Annotated in this window: 12 protein-coding genes and 1 tRNA gene; 8 read left to right on the top strand and 5 right to left on the bottom strand. The window is 56.9% G+C overall.

Annotation, left to right across the window (positions count from 1 at the left end):
- Window positions 1-83 precede the first annotated feature (83 nt).
- Entirely contained in the window at window positions 84-2,720 is a 2,637-nt protein-coding gene (gene gyrA, locus QRD42_RS18120; RefSeq protein ID WP_072569172.1) for a DNA topoisomerase (ATP-hydrolyzing) subunit A, read from the top strand.
- Between the two features lie 130 nt (window positions 2,721-2,850).
- The gene (rcsC, locus tag QRD42_RS18115) at window positions 2,851-5,697 is read left to right on the top strand and encodes a two-component system sensor histidine kinase RcsC (RefSeq protein WP_318362837.1); all 2,847 of its coding nucleotides are present in this window, start codon (window positions 2,851-2,853) and stop codon (window positions 5,695-5,697) included.
- 49 nt (window positions 5,698-5,746) lie between these two features.
- Here rcsC and rcsB read toward each other — a convergent pair whose 3' ends face one another.
- Window positions 5,747-6,400, bottom strand: a complete 654-nt coding sequence (gene rcsB / locus QRD42_RS18110) for a response regulator transcription factor RcsB (protein WP_072569170.1) — start codon at window positions 6,398-6,400, stop codon at window positions 5,747-5,749.
- A gap of 17 nt (window positions 6,401-6,417) precedes the next feature.
- The gene (rcsD, locus tag QRD42_RS18105; RefSeq protein WP_083580939.1) at window positions 6,418-9,084 is read right to left on the bottom strand and encodes a phosphotransferase RcsD; all 2,667 of its coding nucleotides are present in this window, start codon (window positions 9,082-9,084) and stop codon (window positions 6,418-6,420) included.
- Window positions 9,085-9,925: 841 nt separating this feature from the next.
- On the opposite strand from rcsD, the gene QRD42_RS18100 reads away from it, so the two are divergent.
- The 6 genes from QRD42_RS18100 to mgtE all read left to right on the top strand — a co-directional run bounded on the left by QRD42_RS18100 (window position 9,926) and on the right by mgtE (window position 17,270).
- Complete coding sequence (locus QRD42_RS18100; protein ID WP_072569168.1) at window positions 9,926-11,056, top strand: porin OmpC; 1,131 nt, start codon at window positions 9,926-9,928, stop codon at window positions 11,054-11,056.
- Between the two features lie 106 nt (window positions 11,057-11,162).
- Window positions 11,163-12,215 (top strand): FAD:protein FMN transferase ApbE, encoded by a 1,053-nt coding sequence (apbE, locus tag QRD42_RS18095; protein WP_321987791.1) that lies wholly within the window; start codon window positions 11,163-11,165, stop codon window positions 12,213-12,215.
- Between the two features lie 72 nt (window positions 12,216-12,287).
- On the top strand, window positions 12,288-13,352 hold the full coding sequence (gene ada, locus QRD42_RS18090) for a bifunctional DNA-binding transcriptional regulator/O6-methylguanine-DNA methyltransferase Ada (protein ID WP_321987790.1): 1,065 nt from the start codon (window positions 12,288-12,290) through the stop codon (window positions 13,350-13,352).
- Window positions 13,352-14,005 (top strand): DNA oxidative demethylase AlkB, encoded by a 654-nt coding sequence (gene alkB, locus QRD42_RS18085; protein WP_072569165.1) that lies wholly within the window; start codon window positions 13,352-13,354, stop codon window positions 14,003-14,005. The genes ada and alkB overlap by 1 nt, the downstream gene beginning before the upstream one ends.
- Window positions 14,006-14,079: 74 nt before the next feature.
- Window positions 14,080-15,723 (top strand): multidrug ABC transporter permease/ATP-binding protein, encoded by a 1,644-nt coding sequence (locus QRD42_RS18080; RefSeq protein WP_321987789.1) that lies wholly within the window; start codon window positions 14,080-14,082, stop codon window positions 15,721-15,723.
- 110 nt (window positions 15,724-15,833) lie between these two features.
- Window positions 15,834-17,270: a magnesium transporter gene (gene mgtE / locus QRD42_RS18075; protein ID WP_072569163.1), complete on the top strand. Its 1,437-nt coding sequence runs from the start codon at window positions 15,834-15,836 to the stop codon at window positions 17,268-17,270.
- Here the strand turns inward: mgtE and QRD42_RS18070 are convergent.
- The 3 genes from QRD42_RS18070 to yejM form a co-directional block, all read right to left on the bottom strand.
- On the bottom strand, window positions 17,233-18,480 hold the full coding sequence (locus QRD42_RS18070; RefSeq protein ID WP_072569162.1) for a SulP family inorganic anion transporter: 1,248 nt from the start codon (window positions 18,478-18,480) through the stop codon (window positions 17,233-17,235). The two genes, mgtE and QRD42_RS18070, sit on opposite strands and share 38 nt — an antisense overlap.
- A gap of 334 nt (window positions 18,481-18,814) precedes the next feature.
- A tRNA-Pro gene (locus QRD42_RS18065) sits at window positions 18,815-18,891 on the bottom strand.
- 75 nt (window positions 18,892-18,966) lie between these two features.
- Complete coding sequence (gene yejM / locus QRD42_RS18060) at window positions 18,967-20,727, bottom strand: LPS biosynthesis-modulating metalloenzyme YejM (RefSeq protein ID WP_072569161.1); 1,761 nt, start codon at window positions 20,725-20,727, stop codon at window positions 18,967-18,969.
- Window positions 20,728-20,739: the final 12 nt, after the last annotated feature.

Here is a 20,739-nt window from a genome sequence, read left to right as displayed (position 1 = left end):
CCGATTGGTTTACCTCTCACGCGCGGGCTGTGTTATAATTTGCGACCTTTGAATCCGGGACACAGTAGAGGGATAGCGGTTACATGAGCGACCTTGCGAGAGAAATTACACCGGTTAACATCGAGGAAGAGCTGAAGAGCTCCTATCTGGACTATGCGATGTCGGTCATTGTTGGCCGTGCGCTGCCGGATGTCCGCGATGGCTTAAAACCGGTTCACCGTCGCGTACTATACGCCATGAACGTATTGGGCAATGACTGGAATAAAGCCTACAAAAAATCTGCCCGCGTCGTCGGTGATGTCATCGGTAAATACCATCCTCATGGTGATACCGCGGTATATGACACTATCGTTCGTATGGCGCAGCCATTCTCCTTACGTTACATGCTGGTCGACGGCCAGGGTAACTTCGGTTCCGTAGACGGCGACTCCGCTGCGGCGATGCGTTATACGGAAATCCGTATGTCGAAGATCGCCCACGAACTGATGGCCGATCTGGAAAAAGAAACCGTTGATTTTGTGGACAACTATGACGGCACGGAAAAAATTCCGGACGTGATGCCCACTAAAATCCCTAACCTGCTGGTAAACGGGGCCTCCGGTATCGCCGTAGGTATGGCGACTAACATTCCGCCGCACAACCTGACGGAAGTGATCAACGGCTGTCTGGCGTATATCGACGATGAAAATATCAGCGTCGAAGGGCTGATGGAGCACATCCCGGGGCCTGACTTCCCGACTGCCGCCATTATTAATGGTCGCCGCGGTATTGAAGAAGCCTATCGTACCGGTCGCGGCAAAATCTACATTCGCGCCCGCGCGGAAGTGGAAGCCGACGCCAAAACCGGTCGCGAAACCATTATCGTGCATGAAATTCCGTATCAGGTGAACAAAGCGCGCCTGATTGAGAAAATCGCCGAACTGGTGAAAGAAAAACGTCTGGAAGGCATCAGCGGCCTGCGCGACGAGTCTGATAAAGACGGGATGCGCATTGTCATTGAGATCAAGCGCGATGCCGTTGGCGAAGTGGTGCTGAACAACCTCTATTCGCAGACTCAGATGCAGGTCTCCTTCGGTATCAACATGGTGGCACTGCACCATGGTCAGCCGAAGATCATGAACCTGAAAGATATTCTTTCTGCGTTTGTGCGCCACCGCCGTGAAGTGGTGACCCGTCGTACCATTTTTGAACTGCGTAAAGCCCGCGATCGTGCGCACATCCTCGAAGCGCTGGCTATTGCGCTGGCCAACATCGACCCGATTATCGAGCTGATCCGCCGCGCGCCGACCCCGGCCGAAGCGAAAGCCGGTCTGGTGGCGCGTTCATGGGAGCTGGGCAACGTCTCCGCCATGCTGGAACGTGCGGGCGATGACGCTGCGCGTCCTGAGTGGCTGGAGCCGGAATTCGGCGTGCGTGACGGTCAGTACTATCTGACTGAACAGCAGGCACAGGCGATTCTGGATCTGCGTCTGCAGAAACTGACCGGCCTTGAGCACGAAAAACTGCTCGACGAATACAAAGAGCTGCTGGAGCAGATCGCCGAACTGCTGCGCATTCTGGGCAGCGCCGATCGTCTGATGGAAGTGATCCGCGAAGAGCTGGAACTGGTTCGTGAACAGTTTGGCGATGCGCGTCGCACCGAAATCACCGCCAATACCGCTGATATCAACATCGAAGATCTGATCAGCCAGGAAGACGTGGTGGTCACCCTGTCTCACCAGGGCTACGTGAAGTATCAGCCGCTGACGGATTACGAAGCGCAGCGTCGCGGCGGTAAAGGCAAATCCGCCGCCCGTATTAAAGAAGAAGACTTTATCGACCGTCTGCTGGTGGCCAACACCCACGACACCATCCTCTGCTTCTCCAGCCGTGGCCGTCTGTACTGGATGAAAGTGTACCAGTTGCCGGAAGCGAGCCGTGGCGCGCGTGGACGTCCAATCGTCAACCTGCTGCCGCTGGAAGCGAACGAACGTATCACCGCAATTCTGCCGGTACGCGAGTACGAAGAGGGCGTAAACGTCTTTATGGCCACCGCCAGCGGTACCGTGAAGAAAACGGCGCTGACCGAATTCAGCCGTCCGCGCTCTGCCGGTATTATCGCGGTGAACCTGAACGACGGCGACGAGCTGATTGGCGTTGACCTGACCTCTGGCTCTGATGAAGTGATGCTGTTCTCTGCCGCCGGTAAAGTGGTGCGCTTTAAAGAGAACGCGGTGCGCGCCATGGGCCGTACCGCAACGGGCGTGCGTGGGATCAAACTGGCGGGCGAAGATAAAGTCGTGTCGCTTATCGTACCGCGCGGTGAAGGGGCGATCCTGACCGTCACTCAGAACGGCTACGGTAAACGTACGGCGGAAACGGAATACCCGACCAAATCCCGTGGCACCCAGGGCGTTATCTCCATCAAAGTCACCGAGCGTAACGGCTCCGTGGTGGGTGCGGTGCAGGTGGCCGACAGCGATCAGATCATGATGATCACCGATGCCGGTACGCTGGTGCGTACCCGCGTGTCTGAAGTCAGCATTGTGGGTCGTAACACCCAGGGCGTGATCCTCATCCGTACCGCGGAAGATGAGAACGTGGTGGGGCTGCAACGCGTGGCTGAGCCGGTGGATGAAGAAGAGCTGGACGCCATCGACGGCAGCGTAGCGGAAGGTGACGACGAGATCGTACCGGAAGCGGACACCGATGATGATGTCGCAGACGACGCTGAAGAATAATCAGCTTTGTCGATAAAAGGGCCGGGCTTCCGGCCCTTTTTATTGGCGTTTTCTTTAGCGTTGCGGGTATGACGTTTTACCGCTACTTTATCCACATTCTTTTTACATTCTGCGGCGGAGCTTCGCCCCCTTGAAATACCTTGTTTCTTTCCGCACCACCCTCAAAGTATCACGATACCTGTTCCGGGCGCTGGCGCTGCTGCTCTGGCTGTTGATTGCCCTGTGTTCGGTGTTTTATATCGTTAACGCTTTGCAGAACAAAGAGTCCGACATTCGCAAAGAACTTAATCTCAGTTCTGAGCAGGCGCAACGCTATGTCCAGCGCACCTCAGACGTGATGAAAGAGCTTAAGTACATTGCCGAAAATCGCCTCACCGCTGAAAACGGCATTATGACGTCCCGGGGACCCAACGCCCGCAATGATGTGCCGGAGTTTGCGCCGCTGTTTGCGGATTCCGACTGCTCGGCCATGGGCAACACCTGGCGCGGCTCGCTGGAATCGCTGGCGTGGTTTATGCGCTACTGGCGCGATAACTTTTCTGCCGCTTACGAGCTTAATCGCGTGTTCCTCATTGGCAACGAATCCCTCTGTATGGCGGACTTCGGCCTGCGCAACGTACCGCTGGAGCGTGAAACGGCGCTGAAAAGCCTGCACGAGCGTATTCTCAAATACCGTAATGCCCCGCAGGAAGAGCGCGGCAATAATATCTTCTGGATGAGTCAGGGGCCGCGTCCGGGCATCGGCTATTTCTATGCCTTAACGCCGGTCTATCTGGGCAACCGTTTACAGGCGCTGCTGGGATCAGAGCAGACCATCCGCATGGATAACTTTTACACGCCGGGCAATCTGCCGGTGGGCGTGACCATTCTCGATGAAAACGGGCATCAGCTGATTTCCCTGACCGGGCCGGAAAACGGCCTGGAAATCGATCCGGAGTGGATACAGGAGCGCACCTGGTTCGGCTACTCCTCTGGCTTCCGCGAACTGGTGCTGAAAAAGAGCCTGCCGCCGTCGTCCCTGAGCGTGGTCTATTCCGTGCCTGTCGATCTGGTGCTGGAGCGCGTGCGCATCCTTATCCTCAACGCGGTACTGCTCAACGTGCTGGTGGGCGTGGCGTTGTTCACCCTGGCGCGCATGTACGAGCGGCGGATCTTTATTCCCGCCGAGGCCGATGCCCAGCGACTGGAAGAGCATGAGCAGTTCAACCGCAAAATTGTCGCCTCCGCACCGGTCGGGATCTGTATTCTGCGCACCATTGACGGCACCAATATCCTCAGTAACGAGCTGGCGCATAATTATCTCAATATGCTCACCCACGAGGACAGGCAGCGGCTGACGCAGATCATCTGCGGCCAGCAGGTCAATTTTGTGGATGTGCTGACCAGCAACAATACCAATCTGCAAATCAGCTTTGTGCACTCCCGCTATCGCAACGAAAACGTGGCGATCTGCGTGCTGGTGGACGTCAGCGCGCGCGTGAAGATGGAAGAGTCGTTGCAGGATATGGCGCAGGCGGCTGAGCAGGCCAGCCAGTCGAAATCCATGTTCCTTGCCACCGTCAGCCACGAACTGCGTACGCCGCTGTACGGTATTATCGGCAACCTCGATCTGCTGCAAACCAAAGAGCTGCCGAAAGGGGTGGATCGCCTGGTGACGGCGATGAACAACTCGTCGAGTCTGCTGCTGAAAATCATCAGCGATATTCTCGACTTCTCCAAAATCGAATCGGAGCAGCTGAAAATCGAGCCGCGTGAATTCTCGCCGCGTGAGCTGATGAGCCATATCACCGCCAACTATCTGCCGCTGGTGGTGCGTAAACAGCTCGGCCTGTACTGCTTTATCGAGCCGGACGTGCCGGTGGCGCTCCAGGGCGATCCGATGCGTCTGCAACAGGTGATCTCCAACCTGCTGAGCAACGCCATCAAGTTTACCGATGTCGGCTGTATTGTGCTGCATGTGCAGCGCGCCGGGGAATATCTCTGTATCCGCGTGCGGGACACAGGGGTGGGTATTCCGGGTAAAGAAGTGGTGCGACTCTTCGATCCCTTCTTCCAGGTGGGAACCGGCGTGCAGCGTAATTTCCAGGGCACAGGGCTGGGGCTGGCGATCTGCGAAAAGCTGATCAGCATGATGGACGGCGATATTGCCGTGGATACCGAGCCGGGCATGGGCAGTCAGTTCTCGGTGCGTATTCCGCTTTATGCCGCGCAGCCAGCGCAGCCGCTGGACGTTGACGGCCTGAAGAAAACCACCTGCTGGCTGGCGGTGCGCAATGCGGCGTTAAGCGCCTTTATTGACTCCTTGCTGACGCAGAACGGCATCCGCGTGCTGCGTTACGAAGGGCAAACGCCGGACGCCAACGATACCCTGATCACCGACGACGATCTGGATACGCCGTGGCCGGGCCGCGCCACCATTACCTTCTGCCGTCGCCATATCGGCATTCCGCAGGAGCGGGCGGCCGGACAGTGGGTGCACAGTGTTGCCTCACCCCATGAGCTGATCGCGCTGCTGGCGCGTATCTACAGCATTACCATGGAAAATAACGACGCCTCACGTGCGCTGCAACTGCCGGATTCGCTGGTCGCCAGCAATGACGACATGATGATCCTGGTGGTGGATGACCATCCGATTAACCGTCGCCTGCTGGCGGATCAGCTCGGTTCGCTGGGCTATCAGTGCAAAACGGCGAACGACGGCGTCGACGCGCTCAATGTGCTGAGCAAAAACCATATCGACATCATTCTGAGCGATGTGAACATGCCGAACATGGATGGCTATCGCCTGACGCAGCGGATTCGTCAGCTCGGGCTGACGCTGCCGGTGGTGGGCGTGACGGCAAACGCGCTGGCGGAAGAGAAGCAGCGTTGTCTGGAGTCCGGTATGGACAGCTGTCTGTCGAAGCCGGTAACGCTGGACGTGATCCAGCAGACGCTGGCGGTCTATGCGGAGCGGGTAAGAAAAGCGCGGGGATAAAGCAGGAAAAGGCGTTACCCCGCCGGGCGGGGTAACGTCGGTATGGCAGTTACTCTTTGGTATCCGCCGCGCTCAGCGTTACGGACGAGAGGTAGTTAAGCAGGGCAATGTCATTTTCCACGCCCAGTTTCATCATCGCCGACTTTTTCTGGCTACTGATGGTTTTGATACTGCGGTTCAGCTTCTTGGCGATTTCCGTTACCAGGAAACCTTCTGCGAACAGACGCAGCACTTCGCTCTCTTTCGGAGACAGGCGTTTGTCGCCATAGCCGCCCGCGCTGATTTTCTCCAGCAGACGGGAAACGCTCTCCGGGGTAAATTTCTTCCCTTTCTGCAACGCGGCCAGCGCTTTCGGCAGATCGGTTGGCGCGCCTTGTTTTAATACAATCCCTTCGATATCCAGCTCCAGTACGGCGCTTAAAATGGCAGGGTTGTTGTTCATCGTCAGCACAATCACTGACAGGTTAGGGAAGTGGCGCTTGATATATTTAATCAGGGTGATCCCGTCACCGTACTTGTCGCCCGGCATGGAAAGATCGGTAATCAGTACATGGGCATCAAGCTTGGGAAGGTTATTGATCAGCTGTGTAGAATCTTCAAATTCACCGACTACATTCACCCACTCGATTTGTTCGAGTGATTTGCGAATACCGAACAGTACGATCGGATGGTCATCGGCAATAATTACGTTCATATTGTTCATGTATAAGGCTACCTTGCTTACAGCAAGCTTTTGACATAATCGTCAATGTCGCTGATGTATTTTTCTATGCCTGGAACATCGTTCTCATGAATTAAATGTTCCAGCGTTTCACATAACTGTTTGCCGGGTACCAGGTTAAGCATGGCAAACACGCCTTTCAGGCGGTGTGCCGTCTGCGCCAGCGCCGCTAAATCGCGTGCGGCGGATTCAGTATACAACCTCTTAACATCGTCGGGTACTGTATCCACAAACAGTGCGTAATAGCCGCTGGCATGGAGTTCGGCATTTTCATTGCCCCCCAGCGGGGACGCCGGAACATCTTCCTGTGCCAGTTGCTCTTCAATGAGTTGCAATATCGCTTCCTGCATTGCATTACTCATATTAAAGTTCACGCGCAACTGGCCTGGGCCGATTTTACGCGAGCCGGGCTCATCATCGCTTAAAAGCAAGCCCGAGGCAGTAAGATTAGACGGATTATCCGTTAAAAAGAGATCATATTCTTGACTCGCCAGGCGTTCGTCCGGGGTAATGCAGCTTGCGCCCCAGTTTTCCAGCTGACGCACCACGATATTACGAATATCGCTGGACGTAATATCAATCATGGCGACGACATCATCCAGTAATTTCTCTTCCTCATCGTCTGCCTGCGGACGTGCATCCATTTTAACGTGTAAAGAATAGCGCGTTCCTAAACTTTCACGCGCTTTAATATTCAGATGGCCGCCAAGTTTACGCGCCAGCTGATCGCACAGCCAGAAGGTGAGGGCATTAGCTTTGCCATAGCGATCCTCCTGGGTGTCGTTGAGGAACGGGAAATGCAGATTATCCACTTCGCTCGCCGTCACGCCTTCCCCGGTATCGAGGATACGGAAGGTCAGGCGATCCCCTGCGGATTCATCGGCGTCCACTTCAAGCGTGATTTTGCCAATCTGCGTGGTGGTCACCGCGTACTGGATAAGCATGGTCAGAATGCGCAGCAGGGCGTCGCGATCGCCGTGGCGCTGTTCATTGGCCGGCAGATGGTTGTTGATCAACAACTGCAACCCTTTACGTTTCACCACCGGCAGCACCGCGGGCACCACCTCGTCGATCAGATCCTGAATCGAGAACATGCTGGCGGCGCTTTTCCAGCCGTCGTTTTCCAGCAGATTGGCAAGCTGGATCTCATCCACCAGCTGTACCAGCCGGTCAGCCTGCGCTGCCAGCTTTTGCGCGTTTTCGCTATCTACCGCCGCCGCGTCCTGCGCCAGTTGTTTCGCAGGCTGCGACAGCGCCGCGCCAATATGCTGCATAAAGGCGGTGCGGCCCTGCTGGTTTTTCTCATACAGACGCTGCGCCTGCTTGAGCTTTTTATTCACCAGCACTTCTCTGTCCTGATCGCGGATGACAAAAATCTGCGTGCGCGGCGAAACCTGGCTGCGGAACTGGCGGATCTCATAGAGTTCGTTGTTGACCGTCGCCTGGATCACGCCCTGATGCTGGTCGGCCATGCTGGTGATGTTCTGCAAATTAAGATGCGGCAGCAGGTGGTCGGCGATTTTATTGCTGATCACCGTACGGTTAGCTTCCTGATCGTGCACCAGCAGCCCCAGCGGCAGCACCGACACAATCTCTTCGTTGATGGCCCGCAGCATGCGCAGTTCGTTATTCGCGCCGGGCAGGGCGGCGTTTTCGCTCAGACGGCCCGGCTGATGGCGGAAGGTGGTATAGCCAAACAGCGCCAGCGCCAGCAGGCCGATGTTTAACAGCAGCGGCAGCAGGATGTTTTGCAGCGTGTCCAGCAGCAGCGTGCCAAAGGGCACCTGCCACACCAGCCGCATGCCCGTAGAGTTGAGTGAGGAGGAAATCTCAATCTGCGAGCTGTTGAAATTCACCGACGCGCTGTCCGCCATCTCTTTATCCGCGGTGCGCAGGGCGCTCTGGGAGGCATCGCTCTCCAGACGGAAGCTGTCCAGCACCATGCCCGGCGGGATCAAATCGTTGATCGGCAGATCGAAAGCCACCACCGTCGCCAGATGTCCCGGCTGGTTGAACGTAGTGCGCAGCGTGAAATAGTAACCATTCTGCCAGGTCAGACGGCGCAACGGCGAGAAGCTTTCCCGCTCATCCAGGGCGTTGGCCTGTTGCAGCATCTCCGCGCGACGGGCATCGACAATGCTGCCAATGGACGATTCTTTAAAGCCGGAGGAGAGATCTTTCAGCGGCAGCGTCGACACCAGGATCATGCTGTTATCCTGGCCGTTGAGATAATACATGGACCAGGGCACGGTTTCCGCGCCCCACAGCGTATCCAGATAGGTTGAGATGCGCTGGGTCATCTCCAGCGTCGAGCCGTCATGGGAGCCGAAAATCAGCGCTTCCGTCTTACGGCGCGGCTTCTCCAGATAATAGACATCCTGCTTTAAGCGGGTTTCCTGCAGGCCATCCGCCGGTGAGGCGGGCGCCGCGGCGATATTGTCATAGATCTGCCAGGTGGCGTAGCGCCAGGTATCGATGCGCTTATGCATGGCATGCGTAATATCCACCACCTGATAGCTTTTATCCTTCAGCCAGGCATTGACGGCGCTTTGCACCATTACACCCATGGTGACCAGCAGAACGATGATCAACAGAAGAAAGAAACGGGTAATGCTGCCCGGTATCAGGGAAAATTTTCCAGGGTTCATGGTGTCAGATCGACTCATTAGTGTGTGTAACCCGTTATGCCAACACGCGAAGAAAAAGCCATTTAGCGCCTTTCGTAAGACTAAGACAGGAGACTACCGCGCCGCTCGCGCCTGCGTCGGGCTTGTAGTTGTTATGTTACACGGCAGTGTACAGCAGGCAGTATAAAGCCTAATGAATGAATTTCCAGACTCTCTTGCAGGTAAAGGCCGCAGCGGGGGGACAAAAAGGGAGGCGGCACAGCGGATCGGCAAGGCACGTACAATTAATCGCCATTTTTCCCGTTATTAACTCTGAAAAGTAAAGGGATAGCACTTTTAATCAAGAAATTAATTCACGGAGTATTGGCAGCTAATATCACTCTGCGGCTAAGTGATTAATTAATAGTCATTATAATTTACCTGCGGTACCGCTTTTTCTGTTATCCGGGCGGTGCGGGGCAAAAAAAAACCGAATGCAGAGCATCCGGTTGTAATAGGGGTAAACAGTCATTCGAAGCCGAATGAAGGTAATAAATAAAAGTTAATGATGATAGCCAGATTATTTTAGTCGCAGGTTATGATTTTGTTTTATCATTCAGTGCTATCATTGTTTGTCATTTCAAATTATTGATTATATTGATTTAATTATCATCTTTGATTTTCCGTGCGCTATTTTTTAGCTATTAGTGCTAAAAAAAGTTCCGTGCAATTTACATATTGAAACATCTAAGCGGTAAAAAGAAACACCTTTAGATTTTTCGTATCATAATGTTGTTGGATTATTCTGTATTTTTAGGGAGAATGAACTCGCCGACTGGTTAGCAGGTTAATCAGTAAGCAGTGGCATATAAAAATAAGCATATTACAGAGGGTTAATAACATGAAACGCAAAGTCCTTTCCCTGGTGGTGCCTGCTCTGCTCGTAGCAGGCGCTGCAAATGCGGCTGAAATTTATAACAAAGACGGCAACAAATTAGATCTGTACGGTAAAGTCGACGGCCTGCACTATTTCTCTGATAACGATGGCGACGACGGCGACAAAACCTACGTACGTTTCGGCTTCAAGGGCGAAACTCAGGTTAACGACCAGATCACCGGTTTCGGCCAGTGGGAATACAACGTACAGGCGGACGAAGCCGAAGGCGCAAGCGACCAGGCATGGACCCGTCTGGCCTTTGCCGGTGTGCGTTTCGGTGATGCCGGTGCCATCGATTACGGTCGTAACTACGGCGTGATCTACGATGTGACCTCCTGGACCGACGTGCTGCCGGAATTCGGCGGCGATACCTACGGCGCGGACAACTTCATGCAGTCCCGTGCTAACGGCGTGGCGACTTACCGTAACACCGACTTCTTCGGTCTGGTTGATGGCCTGAACTTTGCGGTGCAGTACCAGGGCAAAAACGGCAGCACCAGCGGTGAAAACGACAATGGTCGCAGCACCCTGAAACAGAACGGCGACGGCTACGGCATGTCCCTGACCTACGATCTGGGCGAAGGCTTCAGCGTGGGCGGCGCAATGTCTTCCTCCAAACGTACCTCTGACCAGAACGTGGCAGACGCTTACGGTAACGGCGACCGCGCTGACGTTTACAGCGGCGGCCTGAAATACGATGCCAACAACGTTTACCTGGCAGCGCAGTTCTCCCAGACTTACAACGCGACCCGTTTCGGTACCTCTAACGGTTCCGGCCGTACTGCCGCATGGGGCTTTGCGGATAAAGCACAGAACTTCGAAGCCGTTGCACAGTACCAGTTCGACTTCGGCCTGCGTCCGTCCATCGCGTACCTGCAATCCCGCGGGAAAGACATCAGCAGCGCTAACGGCCGTGATTTCGGCGACCAGGATCTGCTGAAATATGTTGATGTGGGCACCACTTACTACTTCAACAAAAACCTCTCCACCTACGTTGATTACAAAATCAACCTGCTGGACGACAACACCTTCACCCGTCAGGCTGGCATCAGCACGGATGATATCGTTGCGCTGGGCGTGGTTTACCAGTTCTAATCAACTGAGACGCTTAGCGAAGGGGCCGCATGGCCCCTTTTTTTATTGCTCACAAACTTAGACTTTTAGTGTACCCTTGCGCGCATTCAGCAAGGGGGGAAAAGACATGGATCTGCGTTTTCTTCGTGCCGCGATGCTCGCGGCTTCAGTTTTTTTAGCGGGCTGTGACGCGGTATCCAGCCCACAACCGGCGGCGTCAGCGGTCACCGTGCTGGAAGGTAAAACCATGGGCACCTCATGGCGCGTCAGCGTTGTGAACCTGGAAAAACCGCGCGCCGACGAACTCCGGCAAAAAATCCAGGCGCAGCTCGATGCTGACGATCAGATGATGTCGACCTGGAAAAATGACTCTGCCCTGATGCGCTTTAACGCCTCCTCCAGCCTGACTCCCTGGCCTGTGAGCGAAGCGATGGCGGATATTGTCACCACCTCACTGCGCATCGGCTATAAAACCGAGGGCGCGATGGATATTACCGTCGGCCCGCTGGTCAATCTGTGGGGCTTTGGCCCGGACAAACAGCCGGTCACCATCCCGTCGCAGGAACAAATCGACGCGGCGAAAGCGCGTACCGGTCTGCAACATCTGACGGTCACCCAGGAGGCCGGGCGACAGTATCTGCAAAAAGATCTGCCGGATCTGTTTGTTGACCTCTCCACCGTCGGCGAAGGCTACGCCGCCGATCATCTGGCGCATCTGATGGCGCAGGAGGGTATCCCGCGCTATCTGGTATCCGTAGGCGGCGCGCTCGCCAGCCGCGGCATGAACGGCGACGGCAAGCCCTGGCGGGTGGCGATCCAGAAGCCAACCGACCGTGAAAACGCGGTGCAGGCCATTGTCGATATTAACGGCCACGGTATCAGCACCTCCGGCAGCTACCGCAACTACTATGAGCTGGACGGCAAACGGCTTTCCCACGTTATCGATCCGCAGACCGGCAGTCCGATAACGCACAATCTGGTGTCGGTGACGGTGATCGCGCCAACGGCGCTGGAGGCGGACGGCTGGGATACCGGGCTGATGGTGCTCGGACCGCAGCAGGCGAAAGAAGTGGCGCGCCGCGAGGGGCTGGCGGTGTATATGATCACCAAAGAGGGGGATAAATTTGTTCCCTGGATGACGCCGCAATTCCAGGCCTTCCTGGTGAGCGAAAAAAATTAAACCGCAAGATTGCGGGTGCGAAGGCTGCCGGTGTGGCTCATCCTCAGGCTACACTTAACGGAGGAGCCCGCCATGTCTGAACTACTGTTGCAAAACGATGCGCACCGCTGGCAGGCGGTGCTGGATCGCAATCCCGACGCTGATGGTCACTTTATTTTTGCGGTGATCACCACCGGGATTTACTGCCGCCCGTCGTGCCGCGCCCGTCATGCGCTGCGGGAGAACGTGCGTTTTTTCCCCGATGCCGACAGCGCCAGGGCGGCGGGCTTTCGTCCCTGCAAACGCTGCCAGCCGGATCTTCCTGCCGCCGGTCAGCACCGCCTCGATAAAATCGAACAGGCCTGTCGCCTGCTGGAGCAGGCCCCCCCCGTCACCCTCGACGCGCTGGCGCGGCAGGTGGCGATGAGCCCTTATCATTTCCATCGCCTTTTTAAAGCCACTACCGGCATGACGCCCAAAGCCTGGCAACTGGCATATCGCGCTGAACGTCTGCGGCAGAATCTGGCCGCAGGCACAACGGTGACCGACGCCGTGCTGGCTGCCGGATTCCCGGATAGCAGCAGCTATTATCGTCACGCGGATCGGGCGCTTGGCATGACGGCGCAGCAATACCGCAGCGGCGGCAGGGACACCACCCTTCGCTATGCGCTGGAAGGCTGTACGCTGGGGCGCTGCCTGGTGGCGGAAAGCGAGCGCGGTATCTGCGCCATTTTGCTGGCTGACAACGACCAGCAACTGCTTGCCGAACTGGCGCGCGCCTTTCCCGGTGCGCACAGAGAAGCGGGCGATAAGGATTTCACCCGACGGGTACATCAGGTGATTGCGGTACTGGATAACCCGCGACATACCCTGGCGCTGCCGCTGGATGTGCGCGGCACCGCCTTTCAGCGGCAGGTATGGAACGCGCTACGCCAGATCCCTGCCGGGGAGACCGTCAGCTATCAGCGGGTGGCGCAAGCCATCGGCAAACCCCGCGCCGTGCGTGCCGTCGCCAGCGCCTGTGCGGCCAATACGCTGGCCGTGGTGATCCCCTGTCACCGCGTGTTGCGCGTCAATGGCGCGCTCTCCGGCTACCGCTGGGGACTGGCGCGCAAAGCGCAATTGCTGGCCCGTGAATCTGAACAGGAGGAGCCGTAATGCTGGATTTGTTTGCCGATGAAGAACCCTGGCAGGAGCCACTCGCACCGGGCGCGGTGATCCTGCGCCGTTTTGCCGTCAGCGAGGCGCAGGCGTTGCTGGACGGCATCGCGCAGGTAGCGGCGCAGTCGCCGTTTCGCCATATGATCACCCCCGGCGGCTACACCATGTCGGTGGCGATGACCAACTGCGGTAACCTCGGCTGGGCGACCAATGCGCGGGGTTATCTGTATGCGACGGAAGATCCCCTCACGCAGCGTCCGTGGCCATTGATGCCGGAGGTGTTCCGTTCATTGTGCGATCGCGCGGCGCAGGCGGCGGGCTATCCCGATTTTACCCCTGACGCCTGTCTGATTAACCGCTATGCGCCGGGCGCGAAACTCTCGTTGCATCAGGATAAAGACGAGCCGGATCTGCGCGCGCCTATTGTGTCCGTTTCGCTGGGGCTGCCCGCGGTTTTTCAGTTTGGCGGCCTGAAACGTAACGATCCCGTCGCCCGGGTGATGCTGGAGCAGGGGGATGTGGTGGTGTGGGGCGGCGAATCGCGTCTCTTTTATCATGGCATTCTGCCGCTGAAAGCCGGGCAGCATCCGGACACCGGCGAGTACCGCTACAACCTGACGTTCCGCCAGGCGGGGTTATTGCGAACATAAATAGCAATTATTCTTGATCCAGCACAAGAGCCGTTTACACTGCACGCTGTTTTTACTCTGTGCGGATCGCTTTTATGCCACTTCTTCTTCTCGTCTGGCGACAATATCGCTGGCCTTTTATTGCCGTACTGGCGTTAAGCCTTGCCAGCGCCGCGCTGGGTATCGGGCTGATTGCCTTTATCAACCAGCGGCTGATTGAAAACGTTGATATTTCGCTCTCCGTGCTACCGGAATTCCTCGGGCTGTTGATCCTGTTGATGGCGGTCACCCTCGGCTCCCAGCTGGCGCTGACCACCCTCGGTCACCATTTCGTTTACCGTCTGCGCAGTGAATTTATCAAGCGTATTCTGGACACCCACGTCGAGCGTATTGAGCAGCTCGGCAGCGCCTCTCTGCTGGCGGGTCTGACCAGCGACGTGCGTAATATCACCATCGCCTTTGTCCGTCTGCCGGAACTGGTGCAGGGCATTATTCTGACCGTCGGCTGCGCGGCTTACATGGGCTGGCTGTCCGGTAAAATGCTGATGGTCACCGCGGTATGGATGGCGATCACCATTTGGGTGGGATTTGTGCTGGTGGCGCGGGTGTACAAACATATCGCCACGCTGCGTGAAACCGAAGACAAACTGCATAACGATTACCAGACGGTGCTGGAAGGGCGTAAAGAACTGACCCTCAACCGCGAACGCGCCGAATACATCTATAACCAGCTCTATCTGCCGGATGCGCGGGAATACCGCCACCATATTATTCGCGCCGACACTTTCCACCTGAGCGCGGTGAACTGGTCAAACATTATGATGCTGGGGGCGATTGGCCTGGTGTTCTGGATGGCGAACAGCCTCGGCTGGGCGGATACCAACGTCGCGGCGATCTTCTCCCTTACCGTGCTGTTCCTGCGCACGCCGCTGCTGTCGGCGGTCGGCGCGCTGCCGACGCTGCTCAGCGCGCAGGTGGCGTTCAACAAGCTGAACCAGTTTGATCTCGCGCCTTATAAAGAAGAATTCCCGCGTCCGGTGTCGTTGCAGGACTGGCAGACGCTTGAAATGCGCGATGTCACTTTTACCTATCAGGACAACGCTTTTGCCGTCGGTCCGCTGAATCTGACATTGCACCGGGGCGAGCTGGTGTTTCTGATCGGCGGCAACGGCAGCGGCAAATCGACGCTGGCGATGCTGCTTACCGGGCTGTACCAGCCGGTGTCCGGCGAGATCCTTATTGACGGCAAGCCGCTGGCGGCAAACAAACCGGAAGACTATCGTCAGCTGTTCTCGGCAGTGTTTACCGATGTCTGGTTGTTTGATCAACTGCTTGGCCCGCAGGGCAACTCTGCCGATCCGGCGCTGGTGGACAAATGGCTTAATCAGCTGAAAATGTCCCACAAGCTGGAGCTGAAGGACGGCAAAATCCTCAATCTCAAGCTTTCGAAAGGGCAGAAGAAGCGCGTGGCCCTGCTGCTGGCGCTGGCGGAAGATCGTGACATCATCCTGCTGGATGAGTGGGCCGCCGATCAGGATCCGCATTTCCGCCGCGAGTTCTATCAGGTGCTGCTGCCATTGATGAAAGAAATGGGTAAAACCATTTTCGCCATCAGCCATGACGATCACTACTTTATTCACGCCGATCGTCTGCTGGAGATGCGGGACGGCAAATTGTCAGAGCTGACCGGCGCAGAGCGCGATGCCGCGTCACGCGATGCGGTATCCCGTACCGCCTGATCGAAAAAGCCCGGCTCGTTGCGCCGGGTTTTTTTATTCATTCCATTTATTTATCTTACCTGCCGCTATGCTTTACCCTGTCATCATGATCACGAATGCAGGGATGTCCTATGTCAGTCATACCAAACAACAGCGCCCGGTTGCGCGATGAAGAACGAGCGCGCCTGATCTGGCTGCTCACCACCGATAAAGCGATCACCTCCACCTTACTCAACAAGCTGACGCTCGCCGAACAGTATGACGTCGGCACGCTGGCGGAAGATATGGCGGAAGTGGGCGCGCTGGTAGCGCATTTGCCGCCGCCGGATCTGGCGGATGCGCTGGAGGCGCTGCCCGCCGATGCCCGTCACGCGGTCTGGCAGCTGATCGACCACACCAAACGCGGCGAAGTGCTGCTGGAAGCCTCGGAAAACGTCTGGGACGACCTTATTGAGGGCATGAGCGACAAAGCGCTGCTCGATGCCCTGAAAACCCTCGACATCGACGAGCAGATTTATCTTGTTCAGCGCCTGCCGCGTAACCTGACCGGACGGCTGGTCGCCTCGCTACCGGCGGGGGAGCGCGCGCGTGTGCATCAGGTCATGCACTACCCGAAGACCAGCGTCGGCGCGAACATGGAGTTCGCCGTTATCACCGTGCGCCCGGATGTGACGCTGGCCACCGTGCAGCGCTTTTTACGTCGCCTCGACAAAATGCCGGAAAACACCGACAAACTCTTTGTCACCGGGCGGGACAACGTGCTGCTGGGCGAGCTGCCGTTGCAGACCATCCTGCTCAATACCGGATCGGTGAAGGTCAGTGAAGTGATGGAAAGCGATCCGGTGATCTTCTCGCCGGAAGACGACGCCGAAAATGCCGCCCGTACCTTTGAGCGTGACAACCTGCTCAGCGCCGCGGTGGTGGACACCACCGGCACGCTGATGGGCCGTCTGACCATCGATGAGATCGTGAACGTGGTGTATCAGGAAACCGATAACGATATGCGTCTGATGGGCGGTCTGAGCGCCGAAGAGGATGTCTTCGCGCCGGTGGGCAAAGCGGTGCGTACCCGCTGGGCGTGGCTGGCGATAAATCTCTGCACTGCGTTTATCGCCTCCAGGGTGATCGACGGCTTTGAGCACACCATTTCACAGCTGGTGGCGCTGGCCTCGCTGATGCCTATTGTCGCTGGCATCGGCGGTAACACCGGCAATCAGACCATCACCATGATCGTGCGCGCGCTGGCGCTGCAAAAGATCCACCCTGGCAACTTCCGCTTTCTGATTTTTCGTGAGATGGGGGTGGCGCTGATTAACGGCCTGGTGTGGGGCGGCATCATGGGCGGCATCACCTGGTGGCTGTACGGTGATATGGCCCTTGGCGGGGTGATGACCCTCGCTATGGTGCTGAATCTGCTGGTGGCCGCCCTGATGGGGGTGTTGATCCCGATGATTATGGTCAGGCTGGGGCGCGACCCGGCGGTCGGCTCCAGCGTGATGATCACCGCCCTGACGGATACCGGCGGCTTCTTTATTTTTCTGGGTCTGGCGACGCTGTTTTTGCTTTAGCGTCTGCGGCGCGCTGGCGGCGGCCTGGCAGCACAAACATCAGCGCCACGCCGGCAGCCACGCCAATCGCCAGATTACCGGTGCTGACGGTGGCCGCCACCGTCACCAGCATCACCAGGGTTTCCGCTACCGGTGCCTGTTTCAGCTCTGCCGGACGGATGCTGTGCCAGCTGAAGGTTTTCACCGCCACAATCACCATAATGCCCGCCAGCACCGCCATGGGAATTTTTGCCATTACTTCGCTGAGAGCGGTGACTAACAGCAGCAATACCAGACCCGCCGCCACCGTGGAGATACGGCTACGACCTTTGCCCATTTCCACATTGACGATGGTCTGGCCGATCATCGCGCAGCCCGCGATACCGCCGTACAGTCCGGCAAGGATATTGGCGATGCCCAGACCGGCGCTTTCACGGCGCTTGCTGGAGCGCGTATCGGTGAGATCGTCCACCAGTTTGGCGGTGAGCAGGGATTCCATCAGACCGACAAAGGCGATACTCAGCGCGCACGGCCAGATGATACTCAGCGTGTGCAGATTGAACGGCACCAGCCACTGCGTGAAGCCCGGCAGACCACCCTGCATCGGGCCTTCATCGCCGACGGTCGGCAAGATCTGGCCGCTGGTCACGGTAAACAGCGTCAGCAGCACAATGGCCACCAGCGGGGAGGGGATACTTTTCACCCAGCGCGGCAACCACAGCACGATCAGCAGCGTCAGGCCGAACAGCCCGAGGATCAGCGGTTCCCGGCTCCAGAAGTGCGGCACCTGGGCGAAGAAAATCAGGATGCCGAGGGCGTTAACAAAGCCGGTCATTACGCTGTGCGGAATAAAGCGCATCAGACGCGCCATGCCCGCGAGGCCAAAGAGGATCTGGATAAGCCCGGCCAGCAGCACCGCTGGCAGGATGTACTCCACACCATGCTGATGCACCATCGGGCCGATCACCAGCGCCACGGAACCTGCCGCCGCGGTAACCATCGCCGGACGTCCGCCGAGCAGCGACATCGACAGGCACAGCACCACGGAGGCGATCAGGCTGACTTTGGGATCCACACCGGCGATCACTGAAAACGAAATCACTTCCGGGATCAGCGCAAGGGCCGTGATCACCCCGGCCAGGGTTTCGCGCATCAGCAGCGAAGGAGAGCGAAGAACAGTACTTACACGACCATCGTGGCTGGCCGTTACAGATGACATTGGATCAGGCATAGGGTTTCGCAGATAAGGCGCGCCGCATACAGTGCGGGCAAACAGGCATCCATGCGGTTTAGCAAAGCGCAAAATAGTAGCCGCGCAGCCTGGCAGATGCCAGTTTTATTATCATTGTCGCAACATTGTCTTTGTAACTATCAGGTTATTATTGTGCAAATAACATGTCGTGAGTGAAAGAGCGGTCTCAATCGCAGGCCGAAGGGTATATATACATTCAGCACTGCTGTGGATAGAAAACTTTAATGAGGGGAAAAGATAAGGGAAGAGGCTGAATGAACTACAATGCTGATATAAAAAAACCAACCACGAAGGTTGGTTTTTCCGGGATTTTTGGTCGGCACGAGAGGATTTGAACCTCCGACCCCCGACACCCCATGACGGTGCGCTACCAGGCTGCGCTACGTGCCGAACTGTGGCGATAATAGTACCCGTTTTGCGGCTGATTGCAAGCCGGGTAACGCTGACTGATTTATAATTAATCAATCAGTTAGCGATAAACCTTTTTTCATCCGTCAGCACCTGCAACAACAAACTGAGCTGCGGTTTCTGATCGCGGATTTTCTCGCCGCGCAGGTTATAGGTTTCATAAGTGCCGTTATGATCCAGTACCAGCGTCATACTGGACGTGGTGACCGCCAGCGTGGTGGCATCCGCTGCCGTCACCCAGTTATGGCGACGATTGGCGTTAAACAGATCCTGACCCTGCGAGTACTCGTTCGCTGGCGTGGTCACCTGCAACAGCCGCTGCATCAGCGTGGTCATTACATCTTTATGATCGGTCAGCAGGTTGATGCGCTGCGCAGGCGTACCTGGCCAGTGGATCACCAGCGGCACGTGCAGATTCGTGCGCGACCAGTCAAAAGTCTGCTCGGCTTTATCCACCGGCTGGCCGTGTCCGGCGGTAATAATCACCACCGTATTGTCCAGCTTACCGGCATCACGCAGGGCGTTAAGCACGCGCGCAATCTGCGCATCCACATCACCGGCGGCGCGGGCGTAGCGGCGGGCAAAGCCCTGCTGCTGCGTCTCATCCAGCGTGGTGCCGTTGAGCGCCACCCAGGAGAACCAGCGGTTGTCTTCGGCGGCATAGCGGCCAAGCCAGTCGATCCATTGATCGGCGGTCTGTTTGTCCGACTGCGATTTCGCAGGCGGCAGCGAGAAGTCCGACAACAGGGCCTGGCGATACAGCGCGCTGCTGAAGCCATCGGAGGAGAACAGGCCAAGCTGATAACCCTGCTGATTCAGCGCGGTGATCAGCGCCGCAGGCGTACGCGACGACAGCACGCCGTCCATATAGGCGGGCGAAATACCATAGAACAGGCCAAAGATACCGTTGTCGGTGCCGTTGCCGGTACTCATATGCTGCGTAAAGGTCACGTTCTGCTGGGCGAAGCTCGCCAGCGCAGGCATCTGTTTCTCATAACGCGAATAGTTGAGGCCATCGACGGTGATCAACAGGACGTTCTGCCCCGCGCCCATGCTGCGGTAATGCAGATCGCTTAACGGATACTGTACCGACACCGCTTCCGGATTGCCCTGTTCCACCAGACGACGCTGATACTCCTGCGCATCCAGCAGCCCGTGTTTTTCCAGAAAACGGCGGGCCGTCATCGGATAGGAGAGGGGCAGGTTAGCGCGCTGCATGGTGATCGGGCGATAGAAGTTCGCATCCGCCCAGATGTACATCACGTGCGTGGCGATAAAGGCCACAAAGAAGAAGGCGGCGACGGGTCTGGCGTAATGGCGACGACGCGTCAGGCTGCGCAGTTTCTGCCAGCTCCAGGTGGCGAACAGCATCTCGATCAGCAATATGACCGGGACGCTGATAAACATCAGCTGCCAGTCGCGGGCCATCTCGTTTTGATCGGGGTTGATCACCAGCTCCCAGACGATGGGATTCAAATGCAGGTGGAAGCGGGTAAAGACTTCGCTGTCGATCAGCAGCAGCGTCATGCCGGCGGTGGCCAGAATAGCGGACAACAGCCGCATCAGCCGCTGCGACATAATGACAAAGGTCAGGGGAAAGAGGATCAGCAGATAGGTGGCGAACACCAGAAAGCTGAAATGCCCGACAACGCTCAGGTAGGAGTAAAACCGCCCGGCAAGCGTGGTCGGCCAGTCGGCGACAAAAAGATAGCGGCTGCCGAAAACCATGGACAACAAAATGTTGAACAAGGCAAACCAGTGCCCCCAGCTGACCATCTGGGAGACTTTTTCACGGTAGCGCTGACGATGAGTCACCATAAAATATCGTCG

The sequence above is a fragment of the Enterobacter sp. PGRG2 genome, from assembly GCF_030291195.1.
GTDB lineage: Bacteria > Pseudomonadota > Gammaproteobacteria > Enterobacterales > Enterobacteriaceae > Enterobacter_D.
This window is presented reverse-complemented; position numbering and strand designations above follow the sequence as displayed.